Annotated in this window: 16 protein-coding genes; 6 read left to right on the plus strand and 10 right to left on the minus strand. The window is 71.4% G+C overall.

The window, feature by feature from the left end; genetic code table 11:
• Nucleotides 1-55 precede the first annotated feature (55 nt).
• Together AC07DC_RS02560 and AC07DC_RS02565 are read right to left on the minus strand one after the other, a co-directional pair.
• Nucleotides 56-1585, minus strand: a complete 1530-nt coding sequence (locus AC07DC_RS02560) for an APC family permease (RefSeq protein WP_478911127.1) — start codon at nt 1583-1585, stop codon at nt 56-58.
• A 37-nt stretch (nt 1586-1622) separates the two neighbouring features.
• A complete protein-coding gene (locus AC07DC_RS02565) occupies nt 1623-2579 on the minus strand; it encodes a hypothetical protein (protein WP_478911129.1) in 957 nt (318 codons plus the stop codon).
• Between the two features lie 284 nt (nt 2580-2863).
• Between AC07DC_RS02565 and AC07DC_RS02570 the strand changes: the two genes are divergently transcribed.
• The 3 genes from AC07DC_RS02570 (at nt 2864) to AC07DC_RS02580 (ending at nt 6025) form a co-directional block, all read left to right on the plus strand.
• Nucleotides 2864-3229 carry a nuclear transport factor 2 family protein gene (locus AC07DC_RS02570; RefSeq protein WP_478911130.1) on the plus strand — a complete coding sequence of 122 codons (366 nt, stop codon included), beginning with the start codon at nt 2864-2866 and terminating at the stop codon, nt 3227-3229.
• 131 nt (nt 3230-3360) lie between these two features.
• The gene (locus AC07DC_RS02575) at nt 3361-4824 is read left to right on the plus strand and encodes an MFS transporter (protein WP_478911132.1); all 1464 of its coding nucleotides are present in this window, start codon (nt 3361-3363) and stop codon (nt 4822-4824) included.
• A 76-nt stretch (nt 4825-4900) separates the two neighbouring features.
• Nucleotides 4901-6025 carry a WD40/YVTN/BNR-like repeat-containing protein gene (locus AC07DC_RS02580; RefSeq protein ID WP_478912577.1) on the plus strand — a complete coding sequence of 375 codons (1125 nt, stop codon included), beginning with the start codon at nt 4901-4903 and terminating at the stop codon, nt 6023-6025.
• A 47-nt stretch (nt 6026-6072) separates the two neighbouring features.
• On the opposite strand, the gene AC07DC_RS02585 is transcribed toward AC07DC_RS02580, so the two are convergent.
• From AC07DC_RS02585 to AC07DC_RS02600, 4 genes are all read right to left on the minus strand, one after another.
• On the minus strand, nt 6073-6942 hold the full coding sequence (locus AC07DC_RS02585) for a hypothetical protein (protein ID WP_478911133.1): 870 nt from the start codon (nt 6940-6942) through the stop codon (nt 6073-6075).
• Complete coding sequence (locus AC07DC_RS02590) at nt 6942-8216, minus strand: VWA domain-containing protein (RefSeq protein WP_478911135.1); 1275 nt, start codon at nt 8214-8216, stop codon at nt 6942-6944. Before AC07DC_RS02590 ends, AC07DC_RS02585 begins: the two co-directional genes overlap by 1 nt.
• 74 nt (nt 8217-8290) lie before the next feature.
• On the minus strand, nt 8291-8746 hold the full coding sequence (locus AC07DC_RS02595; RefSeq protein WP_478911137.1) for an N-acetyltransferase family protein: 456 nt from the start codon (nt 8744-8746) through the stop codon (nt 8291-8293).
• Nucleotides 8747-8775: 29 nt separating this feature from the next.
• The gene (locus AC07DC_RS02600) at nt 8776-10290 is read right to left on the minus strand and encodes a fatty acyl-CoA synthetase (protein WP_478911139.1); all 1515 of its coding nucleotides are present in this window, start codon (nt 10288-10290) and stop codon (nt 8776-8778) included.
• A gap of 157 nt (nt 10291-10447) precedes the next feature.
• Here AC07DC_RS02600 and paaK point away from each other — a divergent pair, with 157 nt between their 5' ends.
• Both paaK and AC07DC_RS02610 read left to right on the plus strand, forming a co-directional pair.
• A complete protein-coding gene (gene paaK / locus AC07DC_RS02605; protein WP_478911141.1) occupies nt 10448-11782 on the plus strand; it encodes a phenylacetate--CoA ligase PaaK in 1335 nt (444 codons plus the stop codon).
• Between the two features lie 276 nt (nt 11783-12058).
• Nucleotides 12059-12325, plus strand: coding sequence for a hypothetical protein (locus tag AC07DC_RS02610; RefSeq protein ID WP_478911143.1), 267 nt, complete (start codon nt 12059-12061; stop codon nt 12323-12325).
• A gap of 51 nt (nt 12326-12376) precedes the next feature.
• Here AC07DC_RS02610 and AC07DC_RS02615 read toward each other — a convergent pair whose 3' ends face one another.
• Nucleotides 12377-13660, minus strand: a complete 1284-nt coding sequence (locus AC07DC_RS02615; protein WP_478911145.1) for a cytochrome P450 — start codon at nt 13658-13660, stop codon at nt 12377-12379.
• A 59-nt stretch (nt 13661-13719) separates the two neighbouring features.
• Here AC07DC_RS02615 and AC07DC_RS02620 point away from each other — a divergent pair, with 59 nt between their 5' ends.
• Nucleotides 13720-14133, plus strand: coding sequence for a PaaI family thioesterase (locus tag AC07DC_RS02620; protein WP_478911147.1), 414 nt, complete (start codon nt 13720-13722; stop codon nt 14131-14133).
• 26 nt (nt 14134-14159) lie between these two features.
• Here AC07DC_RS02620 and AC07DC_RS02625 read toward each other — a convergent pair whose 3' ends face one another.
• From AC07DC_RS02625 to htpX, 3 genes are all read right to left on the minus strand, one after another.
• A complete protein-coding gene (locus AC07DC_RS02625) occupies nt 14160-14600 on the minus strand; it encodes a nitroreductase family deazaflavin-dependent oxidoreductase (protein ID WP_478911149.1) in 441 nt (146 codons plus the stop codon).
• Nucleotides 14601-14675: 75 nt separating this feature from the next.
• On the minus strand, nt 14676-15224 hold the full coding sequence (gene pspAB / locus AC07DC_RS02630) for a PspA-associated protein PspAB (protein WP_478911151.1): 549 nt from the start codon (nt 15222-15224) through the stop codon (nt 14676-14678).
• Nucleotides 15224-16147 carry a zinc metalloprotease HtpX gene (gene htpX, locus AC07DC_RS02635; RefSeq protein WP_478911153.1) on the minus strand — a complete coding sequence of 308 codons (924 nt, stop codon included), beginning with the start codon at nt 16145-16147 and terminating at the stop codon, nt 15224-15226. Before htpX ends, pspAB begins: the two co-directional genes overlap by 1 nt.
• Nucleotides 16148-16264 lie beyond the last annotated feature (117 nt).

The raw sequence follows: 16264 nt of genomic DNA on the forward strand, positions 1-16264 counted from the left end.
GGAAACGCCACCGGCCCGCCGCGCCTCCAGGGCGTGGCGGGCCGGTGGCCTGCGGTCAGGCGGAGGTCTCGGAGGCCGCGGCCTTCTCCAGCTGGAACGCCTCGTTGCCCAGGCCGACACGCGCGTGCACCTCGGGCTTCGTGGCCTTCAGCACCAGGCCCAGCACGATGCCGACGACACCGGAGAGCGCCACGATGCCCGGCAGGATCCAGGCCAGCGCGGCGTCCTGGTCAGGACCGATCAGCACATCGAAGTCCTTGACCGCGTAGACGAGCACGAAGAGCAGGGCGGCCCCGGCCACGCCGGCGCTCAGCAGCCGCCAGATCTGGGCACGGCCGGCCCCGCGGCGGACGAAGAAGGCGATGACGGAGGCCGAGGCGACCGCCATGAGGAGGATGACGCCGACGGCGCCGACGTTGCCGCCCCAGGTGAACAGCCGCAGCACCGGCACGGTCGGGTCCCCGGCCGGCTTGTCGTCGGTGACCGCGAAGACGACCACGACGAGGAGGGAGACCACGGTCTGCAGCATCGAGCCGATCGCGGGGGCACCGCTCGACTTCGACGTGCGGCCGACGGCGGAGGGCAGCAGCCCCTCGCGGCCCATCGCGAAGGCGTAGCGGGCGACGACGTTGTGGAAACTGAGCATCGAGGCGAAGATGCCCGTCAGGAAGAACACGTGCAGCAGGTCGGTGAAGGTCCCGCCGAGCCGCGACTCCGTGAGACCGAACAGCAGGCCCGCACTCTGCTCCTGCGCCGCTCCGACGATCTGCGAAGGACCGGCGGCCACACCCATCAGCCATGCGGTGAGGGCGAAGAAGACGCTCGCGAAGGCGACGGCGAGGAACATCGCGCGCGCCACGGCCCGCCCCGGACGGCTGGTCTCCTCCGCGTACACGGGGGCCTGTTCGAAGCCGACGAAGCCGACGACGGCGAAGCAGAGCGCGATACCGAGACCCGCACCCGTCAGCGTGCCGGGGTCGAAGCCGGTCAGGGACAGGCCCTGTCTCTTGTCCGGGTCCGCGGCGAAGGCGATGTCGCACACGACGACCAGGGCGCATTCGACGACCAGCAGCACGCCGAGCACCTTGGCGTTCAGGTCGATCTTCAGCGCGCCCAGCCCGCCGGTGAGCAGCACCGCGAAGAGCGCCGGTATCCACCAGTCGATGGATATGTCGAAGTGCTGGTCGAGCTGGCCGACGACCTCGAAGCCGAAGATCCCGTAGATGCCGACCTGCATGAGGCTGTACGAGACGAGGGCGACAAAGGACGCGCCGACACCGGCCGTGGCGCCGAGGCCGCGGGCGATGTAGGCGTAGAAGGCACCGGCGTTGTGCACATGCCGGCTCATCTCCGCGTAGCCGACGCTGAAGAGCGCCATCACCACACCGAGGATCACGAACAGCAGCGGCTGCCCGACGATCCCGGTCGCACCGTACGTCGTGGGCATGACGCCCGCGACGACCATGAGCGGCGCGCTGGCCGCCAGCACCGAGAGCAGGAGTCCGGTCGTACCGATCCGGTCGGCGCGCAGCGCCCTTTCCTGGCCCTTGAAGGTGCTGATCTCGGTCTTACTGCCCGTCAGCATGGCTGCGGTGTCCTTCCGGTGAGGTGAGCATCGGGTGCTACGGAGAACCGAAACCGAGCGCGGAGCTGCGCGCGGCGCGGAATGCCTTCTTCGGATCGCGGCCGGAGTACGACCAGGGGCGCCGGGTGGCGTGCGGGCCGATCCGGTTGAACAGCGCGGCGGCCTCCACCGGGCGGCCGCTGTGCACCATGGCGAAGGCCAGCAGGTTGAGGTCCAGCTCGAGCCGCGGGTGGTCGCCGCCGTGCCACTCGAGCCACCAGTCGAAAGCCGTGCGCAGACTCTGCCGGCCCCGGCCGCTGGTCCAGTGCGGCAGGCCGGTGGGGTCCTTCGGCTCGGCGCCGGTCCCGGCGAGCACCCGGTAGCGCTCGATATGGGCGAGCAGCGGAAGGCCGGCGAGGGGCGAGCCCTCGGGCGCCTCCTGCGCGGCCCACTCGGCGAACTCGTACACCTCATGGAACGGGTCGTTCCGGTCGGTCTTCTGACGCTCGGCCAGGCAGGCGGTCATCAGGTGGTGCGCGTGGTGGTGGCTGCGGTGCCGGCCGCGTACCTGGTCGAACGCGCGCACCTGGTCCTCGTCGCTGCCGGTACGGCGGGCCAGGATCAGCAGCGCCAGCCACGGTGACGGGTCCGCCGGCGTCAGCCGGGCCACCGCGAGGCAGGCCTCCCGCGCGACCTCCGGGTTCGCCTTGCCGGCCACCGCGCGGAAGACCATGGCGCAGGCGAGCAGCATCGCCGCGTCGTGACTGTCCGGTTCCGCGAGCTGCCACTCACGGGTCCAGGCAGCGGTGGCGGAGCCTTCGGCGAGCACGACCAGCCGGTGGCCGCGACGGTCCCAGTGGTCGCCGGTTTCGGCCAGCAACGTGCGCACGTCGGACCAGTGTCCCTGTCCCAGCGCGCTGCGAGCCGCGACCAACTCGACGTCGTCGAGGGCCGGGTCGAAGCCGAAGTCGTCCTTGGACCGGGAGAAGCCGAAGGGGGGCGGAGGTGGGCTCATCCGCGGGCTGCCTCCACGGGCGGGTTACGAACAGTGATCGTCCACAGCCAACCGGTAGGCACAGGTCCGCTTCAAGACCACGCCTGTTGCCTCCCTGTAGTCCCCTACGGGTCTGCGGCCGGTCAACGCGGGCCCGCCCCTTCATGATGCCGGGCCCGGAAAGTACCTAACGATGACTGATTCCGTGTCCGTCCGATCTCCGTACCGTCTTGACCTGCAGGAACACAGCGCAACACAGAACACGACAGCGCACACCGCACACCGAACCGCAGGGAGACCCGGACATGAGCGACACCCAGTACCTCGTCGAGCGCTACCTCGCCACCTGGAACGAGACCGACCCCACCGCCCGCCGCGCGGCGATCGACGAACTGTGGGCCGACGACGCCAACTACACCGACCCGCTGGTGGTCGCCGAGGGGCGCGACGCGATCGACGCGACCATCGGCGCCGTGCAGGCCCAGTTCCCCGGACTGGTCTTCACCCTCGGCGGCCCGGTGGACGCCCACCACAACATCGCCCGCTTCACCTGGGAACTGGGCCCGGCCGGCGGCGAGTCGCTGGTGATCGGGTTCGACGTCGCAGTGCTGACCGAGGACGGCCGGCTGCGCAGCGTCCTCGGCTTCCTCGACAAGGTCCCGGCCGCCTGAGCCGCGGGGGGGGGGGGGGGGGGGCCCCCCCCCCCCCCCCCCCCCCCCCGCCCGCCCCCGTACCGACACCCGACGATCCGACCGACCCGACGACCGACCCGTATCGCCCCCTTGCCCCCAGGAGTTCCACCATGGCATCGACCGTCACCGACGAACGCACCGTCTCCTCCGCCGCGAACCGTCAGCGGCCGGCCGCCACCCGCCGGCCAGGGCTGGGCCTGCTGGTTCTCCTGGTCGCGACCTTCATGACCGCCCTCGACTTCTTCATCGTCAATGTCGCGATCCCCTCCATGCAGGTGGACCTGCACGCGGGCACCGCGTCGATCCAGTGGGTGGTGGCCGGCTTCGGACTCGCCCTGGCCACCGGGCTGATCACCGCCGGAAGGCTGGGTGACATGTTCGGCCGCAGACGGATCTTCGCCGTCGGGCTGGCGCTGTTCACCCTCACCTCCGTGGCCTGCGGGATCGCCCCGACCGCCGGGATACTCGTGGCCTCCCGGGTACTGCAGGGCCTGGCGGCCGCGCTGATGGGCCCGCAGGTGCTCTCCATCATCCAGACCGACTACGCCGGCAAGGCCCAGGCCCGCGCGTTCAGCATGTACGGGCTGACCATGGGTATCGGCGCGGTGTTCGGCCAACTGATCGGCGGAGTGCTCATCAAGGCGGACTTCTTCGGCCTCGACTGGCGCACCTGCTTCCTGATCAACCTGCCGGTCGGCGCCGTGACCCTGCTGCTCGTCCCGCGGACCCTGACGGAGTCCCGCGCCCCCCAGCGCCCCCGCCTCGACGTCACCGGTGTCGTCCTGTCGACCCTCGCCGTCGTCGCTCTCGTCCTGCCCCTGATCCAGGGACGTGAGCAGGGCTGGCCGCTGTGGACCTGGCTGTGCCTGGGGCTCTCCGCGCTGCTGTTCGCGGAGTTCACCGTGCACCAGCACCGGTTGGGCCGCCGCGGCGGCGACCCGCTGCTCGCCACCGCGCTGTTCCGGGAGCGGACATTCACCGTCGGCGCCATCGCCCAGCTGGTGTTCTGGATCGGCCAGGCGTCCTTCTTCCTGGTGCTCGCCCTCTATCTGCAGCAGGGCCGCGGCCTGGACGCGCTCGGCTCCGGAGTGGTCTTCACGGCGATCGGCGCCGGCTACATGATCACCTCAACGACCGCCCACCACCTGGCCGCCCGGCTCGGCCGGCACACGATCTCGGTCGGCGCCCTCGGTATGGTCCTCGGTCTGGGACTGCTCTGGGAGGCCTCGCACACCATCGGCACCACCGGCGGAATCGGCTGGCTGGTCCCCGGACTGTTCTTCGACGGCCTGGGAATGGGCATGGTCATCGCACCGCTCACCACCACCGTGCTGCGGGGTGTCACACCCCAGCTGGTCGGCTCCGCCTCCGGCGCCGTGGCCACCATCCAGCAGATCGGCGGAGCGCTGGGCGTCGCACTGATCGGCATCATCTTCTACGGCGCGGTCGGCAGCGGAGTGCCGGAGTCCTTCCCGCACGCCTTCGGTCTGAGCCTCGCCTTCCTGATGGCGGTCGAAGTCGCCCTCGCCGCGCTCGTCCTGCTGCTGCCCCGCAAGGCGGCCGCCTCCGGATGAGTCCCATCCACCCGACCCCCTCGGTGCCGTCTGGACGGCGCCGAGGGGGTCGGCTACGTTCCGCGGCATGAGTGCCATGGGGATACTGAGACGTACGGTGACGATCGGGTTGTGCGGGGCGGCACTTGTCGCGGTGGCGGCGCTGCCCGCGCAGGCCGGGCCGGAGCCGGGCGGAGGGAAACCGGCCGGGCCGGAAGCGAACGGGGCGAAGCTGAGCCCGAAGCTCGGCTGGGAGCTGAAGGCGACCGGGACGACGTCCCGGTTCCGCGGTCTGTCGGCGGTGAACAGCCGGACCGCCTGGGCGGCGGGATCCGCCGGCACCATCCTGCGGACCACCGACGGCGGCGCCGGCTGGGCCAATGTGTCCCCGCCGGGCGCCGCGGAGTTGGAGTTCCGCGACATCGAGGCGTTCGACGCGCGGCGCGCGGTGGCCCTCGCGATCGGCGAGGGCGACGCCTCCCGCGTCTACCGGACGCAGGACGGCGGCGCCACCTGGACCGAGACCTTCCGCAACCCCGACCCGAAGGCGTTCTACGACTGTCTGACCTTCTTCGACGCGAAGAACGGACTGGCCGTCAGCGACCCGGTGGACGGCAAGTACCGGATCCTGTCCACGGGTGACGGCGGCCGCAGTTGGCGGGTGCTGCCCTCCGACGGCATGCCCGCCGCGCAGGACGGCGAGGCCTCCTTCGCCGCGAGTGGCCAGTGCCTGGTCAGTTCCGGCAGCCATGACGTGTGGCTGGCCACCGGCGGCGGCCCGGCCTCACGCGTCCTGCACTCCGCCGACCGAGGTCTGACGTGGACGGCGGCGCCGACCGTGATCCCGGCCGGCGACCCCGCCAAGGGCGTCTTCGCCCTCGCCTTCCGTGACGCCCGGCACGGCCTGGCCGTCGGCGGCGACTACCGCGCCGACCAGGCCTCGCCCCGGGCTGGAGCGGTCAGCCAGGACGGCGGCGCCACCTGGACGGCATCCGCGACACCGCCGCAGGCGTACCGCTCGGGTGTCGCCTGGCTCCCCCATCTGGGCTTTGCCGCGATCGCTGTGGGACCCACCGGCAGCGATCTGTCGCTCGACTCGGGGCGCACCTGGCGGCAGTTCGACTTCGGGTCCTTCGACACGGTCGACTGCGCTCCCGACCTCAGCTGTTGGGCGGCGGGCGAGAAGGGCCGGATCGCCCGTCTCGCCCTGACCGTCTCCTGAGGTCTGACAACGTCTGCTGACGTCTCACGACCGTGTCTGCCGGCCGCTCAGCGCCTCGAGAACGCCTCCGCGTCCCGTGCACCGCTGGGCGGCGGCCCCGCGTACGCCTGGGCCGGCACCCGGCCCGATCGGCGCGGTCCCCTGGTGAGGGTGTAGCCGCCGATCGCGGCGAGCGCGCCGAGCACACCTCCGCCCGCGGTCCACAGCCAGCGGTCGGACCACCAGCCGGCCGTCCAACCGTCCTCCGGGGCGGCGAGCGCGTCCGGCTGTCCCGCGGGGGTCAGCGGGGCGGCCAGCTCGCCGCCCTCGGAGTGCGCTCCCCCGGCGTCCTTCGTGGTCGCGAGAACCTCCGTCTTGAACGGCTGCCCGAGATCCTCGGCCGGCAGATCGACGACGGTCAGCCGTACGTAGTACGCGCCCGGCAGCGGGTCGTTGGACCTGCTGTCGGCGATCGGCCGGACCGTGCGCAGGGTGCAGGTGAGGGTGACGGAAGGACCCGAGTCCGGGCTCCGCACCGTCCGGTCCCCCGAGACGCACGGCTGGCGGCGGCGCAGCCCGTCGTAGACGTCGATCTGCCAGGTCTGCGCGCCGTGCCGGGTGGCCTGGTCCGGCAGGGTCACCGTCGCCCTGGCCGTCGCGGTCTGTCCCGCGGCGGCCGGGAACATCCAGTACAGGTAGTCGCCGGTGGAGGCGGAGGCCGTGGCGGCCTGTCCCTGCCGGATCGCGGTGGCGGTACGGAAGGCGGTGCCGGCCTCGGTCGGCGCGGCCTCCTCCTCGGTGCCGGCGCTCCCGCTGGGGGTGGCGCCGGCCTCCGAGCTCGGGCTGCTGCTGGGGGTGTCGGCCAGTGCGGTCGCGGCGGGTCCGAGCAGGGCCGCCCCGGTGAGCAGTGCGGCGGTCACCAGACGTGTCGTACGCATCAGTTGCTCCTCCATACAGCGACGCGCCAGCGGGCCAGCCAGCCCCAGATCAGTCCGGCGAACAGACCCGTGACCGCCAGGACGCCGAGCAGCACCCAGCCGCGGCCCAGACCGAACGCGGCGACGTCAGCGGCTTCGTCGGGGGCGTCGACCAGGTCGAGGGTCAGCTCGACGGGCAGGCCCGGGGTGCGCTTGACGGCGTCGGGCGCCGAGAAGGAGTTGCTGACCTCCAGGCACACGGTGTGCGGCGGCACGGCGTCGTCCGAGTCCGAGTCCTTCTCCGGGTAGACGTACCGCAGGCCCGAGGACATCACATCGGTACGGCCACTGCCGGCGTCCGAGCCCCGCACCAGTTCCTGGCCCTCGCCGCTCACCGCGCGCAGCAGTACGCCGTAGTCCGCGTTCACCGCCCGGTCGGCGCCGACGCTGACCGTCGCGCGCAGTTCCTGGCCGTCGGTCACCGCGACCTTGTAGTAGCGGTGCTGTCCGAACTCCTCGCGGTCGGTGTAGACGCCGGGGGTGATGCCGGCCGCGTTCCCGCACTGCGCCGAGCCCTGGACCGCCTTGGGGACGACCGGCGGGGTCTGCGCCGAGCGCCGGACCAGCTGCTTGATGCGCGAGGAGAGCTGGTCGGTGTGCTGCACGGAGGTGTACGTGCCGCCGGTGGCCTCGGCGATGCAGCTCAGCTGCTTGCGGATCTTGTCGTTCGCGACCAGGCCGAGGGTGTCCACCACCAGATGGGTGCCCTGCGCGGCGAGTTCGCGTGCGACGTCGCAGGGGTCCGGCTGGCCGCAGGAGTCCTCGCCGTCGGTGATGAGCACGATCCTGCGGGTGGCGTCACCGCCCGCCAGGTCCTGGGCCGCGCCGCGCAGCGCCAGCCCGATGGGGGTCCAGCCGGTGGGGCGCAGCGTCGCGACGGCCGCTTTCGCCTCGGTCCTGTTGACCGGGCCGACCGGGTACAGCTGCTTGCTGTCCTGGCAGCCGGTCTTCATGTCCTTGCCGGGATAGGTGGCCCCCAACGTCCTTATGCCGAGCCGGACATCGTCCGGCACCGCGTCCAGCACGTCGTTGAACGCCTGCTGCGCCGCGGACATCCGCGACTTCCCGTCCACGTCCCGCGCGCTCATCGACCCGCTGACGTCCAGGACCAGGTCGATCTTGGGTGGTTCCTGCGCTGTGGGCTCGTCCGCGGCGGCGGTCGCCGGGAACAGTCCGGCGGCGAGAGTTGCGGCAAGGCCGCACAGGCCGGCCGCCAGCCGTCTTTTGGTGATCATCCGGGGAGCTTAGTGACCGCCAACTGAACGGCGAAATCGAGGCCCTTGAGCTGCGCTGGGCCCGGCTGCCGTGCCTACAGGGCGAGCTTGAAACCGTCGTGGCTGCGGGCGAAGCCGAGCGAGTCGTAGAAGCGGTGCGCGTCGGTGCGGCGCTTGTTGCTGGTGAGCTGGACGAGACCGCAGCCGCGGTCGCGGGCGCGCTCGATGGCGTGGCTGAGCAGGGCGCGGCCCAGTCCGGCGCCGCGCCGGTCGGACCGCACCCGCACGCCCTCGATCAGTGCCCGCTCCTGGCCGCGCCGGCCCAGGCCGGGGATGTAGGTGAGCTGGAGACAGCCGAGCACCGTGCCGTCGCCGTCGTCCATCACGACGATCTCGTTGCGCGCGTCGCTGTCCACCGCGTCGAACGCGCGGCTGTACGCCTCGTCGACCGCGGCCCGGTCCTGGGCGGCCACCGGCGGGTCGACAGTGTCCTCGGAGATCAGGGCGATGAGGGCGGGCAGGTCGTCGCGCGTGGCGGTGCGGAAGATCATGCTCCGATCCTTTCATCACGCGCTCGGCCTCAGGAGGCCCCGGGCCCCGCGGCGAAGCGGTCGCGCAGCTCGCGCTTGAGGATCTTGCCGCTCGCGTTGCGCGGCAGCTCGTCGACGAGCAGGACCCGCTTGGGCGCCTTGAAGTGGACGAGCTTTCCGCGGGCGTACTCCATCAGTTCGTCCTCGGTGACCTCGTCGCGCGCCACGACCACCGCGGTGACCGCCTCGATCCAGCGTTCGTCGGGCAGCCCCACGACGGCGACCTCGGCGACCGCCGGATGCCCGTAGAGCACGTCCTCGACCTGGCGGGACGCGACCAGCACGCCGCCGGAGTTGATGACGTCCTTCACCCGGTCGACGACGGTGAGATACCCCTCGGCGTCGCGTACCGCGAGGTCGCCGGAGTGGAACCAGCCGTCGCGGAAGGCCTCCGCCGTCTCCTGCGGCTTGTCCCAGTAGCCCTCGCACAGCTGCGGTGAGCGGTAGACGACCTCGCCCGGGGTGCCGTCCGGTACGTCCTTGCCGTCCTCGTCGACCACCCGGGCCTCGACGAACAGCACCGGGCGGCCGCAGGAGTCCATCCGGCCCTCGTGCTCGTCCGGGCCGAGGACGGTGGCGAGCGGGCCGATCTCGCTCTGCCCGAAGCAGTTGTAGAAGGCGAGGTCCGGCAGCCGGGCGCGCAGCCGCTCCAGGATCGGCACGGGCATGATCGAGGCACCGTAGAAGGCCTTGCGCAGCCCGCTCAGGTCGCGGTCGGCGAACTGCGGGTGGTTGGCGAGGGCGATCCAGACGGTGGGCGGCGCGAAGAGGCTGTCCGCCCGACCCTCCTCGACGAGGTCGAAGACCGTCTGCGGATCAGGCCCCGCGATGATCGTGTTCTCCGCGCCGACCATCAGGTACGGCAGCAGGAAGACATGCATCTGCGCCGAGTGGTACAGCGGCAGCGAGTGCACCGGTCGGTCGCTCTCCCGCAGGCCGAGCGCGGTCACGGCGCTGACGTACTCGTGGACGAGCGCGCGGTGCGTCATCATCGCGCCCTTGGGCAGCGCGGTGGTCCCGGAGGTGTAGAGCAGTTGCGCGAGGTCCTCGGCCCCGACCTCCGGCGCGCCGGTCGCCGGCCCGGCGGCCGGCAGCAGGGCGAGCAGCGACGCGTCGTCGTCCCGGAGCGCCAGGACGCGTACGCCGCCGGGCAGCCGGTCGCGCAGCTGCGGGTCGCTGAGCACCAGCACGCTGCCGGACTGCCCGATCTGGTAGGCGAGGTCCTCGCCCTCCAGATGGTGGTTGACCGGCACGTGCACCAGTCCGGCGCGCGCGCAGCCGAGGAAGCCGATCAGATAGGCGTCGGAGTTGTGTCCGTAAGCGGCGACGCGTTCGCCGGCCCGCAGCCCGGTCTCCAGGAGTACGGCCGCCGCGGCGGTCACCGCCTCGTCGAGCTCCCGATAGCTCCACGTCCGGTCCCCGAACCGCACCGCCACCCGGTCCGGCACCCGCCGGGCGCTGCGCCGCAGCACCCCGTCGACCGTACTGCTGTGCACCGCGACCATGACGCCTCCCCGCTGCCGGACCTGCCCGGGGCCACCTTCGGACGGTGCGGGTGTCCGGGTCAAGCACTACCGCACGGCGCGCAGGGCCGGCCGGAAGGCGGCAGCGGATCGCCGCGCGTCTCTTGACCTGCGATGCGGATCCTGATTACTTGAGCCCGTGACGACAGTACCGAACGATCGGTCGGGAGCGGACGACACCCTCCTCGACGCCGGGGAGCAGCTGAGCGGTGCGGAGCTGCGGGATCTCCAGTTGCGCCGATTGCGGGCCACCCTGCGGCACGCCTACGACAACGTCGCCTTCTACCGGAACTCGTTCGACACGGCCGGGGTGACGCCGGAGGACTGCCGCACACTCGCCGACCTCGCCCGGTTCCCGTTCACCACCAAGGCCGACCTGCGCGACAACTACCCGTTCGGGATGTTCGCCGTGCCCGAGACGGACATCCGCCGCATCCACGCGTCCAGCGGCACCACCGGCGCGCCGACGGTCGTGGGCTACACCCGCAACGACCTGGACATGTGGGCGGACATGGTCGCCCGCTCCATCCGCGCGGCGGGCGGCCGGCCCGGCCAGAAGATCCATATCGCGTACGGGTACGGCCTGTTCACCGGCGGCCTCGGCGCCCACTACGGTGCCGAGCGGCTGGGCTGCACGGTCATTCCCGCCTCGGGCGGTATGACGGCGCGCCAGGTGCGGATCATCCAGGACTTCCGGCCGGACATCATCATGGTCACCCCCTCGTACATGCTCACGCTGCTCGACGAGTTCGAGCGGCAGGGCGTCGACCCGCGCTCGACGTCCCTGCGCACCGGCATCTTCGGCGCCGAGCCGTGGACCGAGGAGATGCGGCGGGAGATCGAGGAGCGGATGGCCATCGACGCGGTGGACATCTACGGGCTCAGCGAGGTCATCGGCCCCGGGGTGGCGCAGGAGTGCGTCGAGACCAAGGACGGGCTGCACATCTGGGAGGACCACTTCTTCCCCGAGGTCGTCGACCCGCTCAACGACCAGGTGATGGCACAGGGCGAGAGCGGTGAGCTGGTCTTCACCTCGCTCACCAAGGAAGCGATGCCGGTCATCCGCTACCGCACCCGCGACCTGACCCGTCTGCTGCCCGGCACGGCACGGCGCCCCTTCCGCCGGATGGAGAAGGTGACCGGCCGCTGCGACGACATGATCATCCTGCGTGGCGTGAACCTCTTCCCCACCGCGATCGAGGAGATCGTGCTGCGCACCCCCGGCGTGGCGCCGCACTTCCAACTGCGGCTCACCCGCGAGGGCCGCCTCGACCGGCTGACCGTGCGCGCCGAGGCGCGGCCCGGCGCGAGCGCCGAGCTGCGGGCCGCGGCGGCGGCCGCCATCGCACAGGGCGTCAAGGACGGCGTGGGAGTGACGGTGGAGGTGGCCGTCGTCGATCCGGAGACCCTGGAGCGCTCGGTCGGGAAGATCAAGCGCGTCATCGACGAGCGGGAGCCGCGGTCGGCCGGGTAGCGGGTGTCCGCCACCGGAATATGCGCCACCGCCCGCGATTTCATCCCATCGGTTATGCCTGCGGCACGGTCCATGAACTTCACGGCGCAGCGAGGCTACGCTCCCGAAAAGGGAATGCGAACGACCTCCATGCGACGGGAGCGCCCATGACGAACGCCATCCGCTTCGAGGACATCGTCGAGGAGAAGCGGTATCTGCTCGACGATCCGGTGGAACACCGAAAGGCGGTCGACCGGGCCAACGAATTCGCCCGATGACTGGATCGGCCGGTGGGCGATGAACCACGACGGCTGGCGCGGAACGTTGGACATCACCTCGGCCGTTCCCTTCACCGCTTCTTACACGGCGGCCGACGGCCGGGTGCTCGACGTCAGCGGCGGGACGGACGTCACCCTGCCGCACGTCCTGCGCATCACCATCCCGTTCGCACCGGACAACCTCCAGCCGTTCCAACTGTTCGCGCACACCTGGGAGAAGGACGTCTTCTCCGGGCTCACCCAGTGGGGGCCATGGAACTTCGGAGTGCAGGGCAACCGCGACTGACCGCCGGACGTCCCCGGCCCGGGCCCTTGTAACGGGGTACGACCTGCAGCACTACCGCCACCGGACCGGGAAGTGCGTCAGGCCGTTCTGGAAGTTGGACACCAGCCGCACCGGCTCGCCATCCGGCTCCAGTCCGGGCAGCCGGGTCATCACCTGCCGCACCATCGCCCGCATCTGCGTCCTGGCCAGGTGCGAGCCGAGGCAGAAGTGCGGGCCGAAGCCGAAGCTGAGGTGGTCGTTGGGGGTGCGGGTGATGTCGAAACGGTCCGGGTCGGGGAAGACCGTCTCGTCCCGGTTGGCCGAGGCGTGGTAGACGACGACCTTCTGGCCCCTGCGGATCCGGACTCCGCCCAGCTCGGTGTCGCACGCCGCGGTGCGCCGGAAGTCCAGCACCGGCGGCCAGTGGCGGAGCATCTCCTCGACGGCCGGCTCCGTCAACTCGGGCCGCGCCAGCAGCAGCCGGTGCTGCTCCGGATGACTCAGCAGGGTGTACAGACCGCCGGGAATGCCATTGCGCAGCGTCTCGTTCCCCGCCACGGCGAAGAGGAAGAACATGTTCTCGAACTCGTCCCGGCCGAGCCCGCCCGCGCGCATCCGCGCCATCACGCTGCCGGGCCGGGGCTGTTCGGCCAGCGCGTGCGCGTAGGCGAACATGTCGGCCAGTGCCTCGCGGGAGCGCGGGTTCAGCGGACGGCCGTCCGGGCGGACCGCGGACGCGGGCGGCCGGTGCGCCAGCGCGGCGCGCCCGATGGCGCTGAGCCCGGTGCCGTCCGCGGTACGCGAGTCGGCGTACTCGGCGTCCTGGTAGCCGATCACCCGGCTGGACCAGTCGAACAGCAGCCGCCGGTCCTCCTCGGGCACTCCCATGAGATGGGCCAGCGTCCGCACCGGCAGATCGGCGGCGATCTCCACGAGGTTCGCCGCGCCGTCCGGCTCGACCGCCGCGATCAGTGCGCCGGCCCGCTCCTCGATGACGCTCTCCAGCTCGCGCACCGCCCGCGGGGTGAACGCCGCGGCCACGATGCGGCGCAGCCGCGAATGGTCCGGCGGATCCTGGTTCAGCATCATCGCCCGGACGAACGCCAGGTCCTGCCCGGTGTCCGGGTCGCGGATCTGGGTGGCGCCGAGGTGCGACGAGAACACCTCGGGCGTGCGCAGCACCTGCTTCACATCCGCATGCCGGAACACCGCCCAGTACCCGGGCCCCGCGGGCCACGGACCCACCGCGGGCTCCTCGGTCCAGCGGACCGGACAGGTGGCCCGCAGTTCGCGGAACAGCTCGTACGGGACGCCCTCGGCGTAGGTCTGCGGGAGGAACACCGCGTCGGGGTTCATACCGCCCGACCGTACGCGGCGCCCTGGTGGCGGCGTCAAGGCGTCGACACAATGGCGTGGTGACGCTGAGCACCGCTGAGGCGGAGAAGATCCTGGCCGACAATTTCGCGCCCTGGGTGCGGGATCTGGCGCTGACGGTGACCGAGACCGGCGAACGGCACGCCGTGCTGCGGCTGCCCTGGTCGGACCGGCTGGCCCGGGAGGGCGGGGCGATGTCGGGGCAGGCGCTGATGGCCGCCGCCGACACGGCCACCGTGATCGCGGTCTCGGCGGCGCGCGGCGGCTACGGGCCGATGACGACGGTGCAGCAGGCGACGACCTTCCAACGGGCCGTGCTGGACGCGGATGTGCTGATCACCGCCCGGGTGACCAAGTTGGGCCGGAAACTGGCCTTCGTCGACATCACGATGGCCGTCGAGGGCGGCGAAGACGTGGTGGCACAGGCCACCACCGTCTACGCCTTCCCCGGCTGACGACCGCACCGGGTCGTCAGGTCACGTCAGACGCGGCGCAACCGCACCACGGGTATGTCCCGTTCGGTCTTCTTCTGGTAGTCCGCGTACGGTGCGTAGACGTCGACCAGGTGCGGCCAGACGCGGGCCTTCTCCTCGGCCGACAGGGTCTGCGCGGTGGCGGCGAACCGCTCGGTGTCCACCCGCAGATGGACCTCGGGGTTGTCGCGCAGGCTCAGGTACCAGAGCGGGTGCTTGTCGTCGCCGCCCTTCGAGGCGACTATCAGGTAGTCGGCGCCGTCGCGCCCGTAGATGAGCACGGTCCGGTGCCACGCGCCGCTGCGCCGGCCCAGGTAGTCCATGAGCAGGCACGGCGAGCCGTTCATGACGGTGCCCTTGACGCCGCCGGACTCCTCGTAGGTCCGCGCCTGCCTGGCCACCCAATCCGTCGGGCTGATCCGCACTGTGTTTTCGTCGTACTCCGCCACGCAGTTGCCTCCAAGTCGATCTCGGGTGTGATCTCCACACTATGTACAACGGGTTCCGCGCCTCGCGCCTCCACCTCACAAACCCGGTGCGCCCCAGACCGGGAACCAGCGCGAGAGGTCCTGCTCGATCCGCAGGTCGTCGGTGACCAGCGCCCTGACCTGCAACTCCAGCGGATTGTCGCGCTTTTCGCCCGGCAGCGGCGCGAACGGGTAGAAGGCGCCGCGCTTGTAGAGGTAGACCAGCGCCAGCGGGCGCCCGGCCGCGTTCCGGAAACCGATCAGGGAGCAGAGCAGCTGCGGGCCGAAGCCGCGCCCCTCCAGGCCCGCGTTGATCGCGTGCAGGTCGGTGACGAGGGCGGGTACGTCGTCGGGCGCATGGCGGGAGAGGAGCCAGGTGTAGCCGTAGGCGTCCTGGCTCGGTTCCGTGGCCACCAGCGCCTTGAGATCCTGCTGGATCTCGGCGAAGGCGCCGCCCTCGACCGAGGCGAAGCACACCGACCCGAGGCCGGTGGGCAGGAAGCCCGCCGTCTGCAGGGTGATCGCCGCCGACGGCAGGCCGAAGAGCTGGTCCAGATCGGGCCTGACGGGTTTGCTGCGGCCGAGCAGCACGTCCAGCAGGCCCATCAGCCGCGGCCCAGTTCGACGGAGATCCGGCCGAGCTGTTCGAGCCGCTGCTCCAGGGTGGGGTGGCTCGACAGCAGCTGCGACAGCTTGCGCCGCGAACCCCCGTCGGTGCTCTGCAGCGGGGCGATCGCCGGGGCGAAGTAGAAGGCGTTGAAGGATCCGGCCTTGCGGAGGTCCTTGGTGGGGATGGCCGCCATCTCGCCCGTCACCTTGGTGAGCGCGGAGGCCAGCGCGGACGGCCGTCCGGTGAGCAGCGCGGCGGACCGGTCGGCGGACAGCTCGCGGTAGCGCGACAGCATCCGCGTGAGCAGGAAGCTGATCGCGTAGACGACGGCGCTGACCAGCGGGATGAGGACGGCGACCGCGGCGGTGCCGGGACCGCGGACGCGGCGGAAGCCGCCCCACAGGCCGATCCGGGTGATCACTCCGGCCAGGATGCCGAGGAAGGAGGCGATGGTCATCACGGCCACGTCCTTGTGCGCCACGTGCGACAGCTCGTGCGCGATGACGCCTTCCAGCTCGTCCGGCTCCAGCCGGCGCAGCAGACCGGTGGTGGCGCACACCACCGAGTTCTGCCGGTTGCGGCCGGTGGCGAAAGCATTGGGGACATCGCTGTCGGCGATCGCCACCCGGGGCTTGGGCATGTCGGCCAGGGCGCAGACCCGGTCCACGACGCCGTGCAGTTCGGGCGCCTGCTCGGGGGTGACCTCACGGGCGCCCATGCTGAAGGCCGCGATCCGGTCGCTGAACCAGAACTGGGCGACGAAGAGCGCCGCGGCGATCACCAGGATCAGCGGCCAGGAGCCGCGCAGGAGCGCCAACAGCGCGCCGACGAAGACCACATACAGCAGCCCGATCATGAACATCGTGGCCGTCATGCGGGTGGTCAGCCCGCGGTCGGAGGCGAATCGGGACTGATCCATGGCCGCTCCCGGGATGTGCGGGGCGCGGGTCGCAGGCCGCGGCCCGTCGTACTCCGTTGTCCATAGTGCATCTTGGAGAACGAACACGACGGGCCGCGGGTTTCCGAATCAGCGGGT

It is taken from the genome of Streptomyces sp. NPDC045021 (assembly GCF_056432645.1).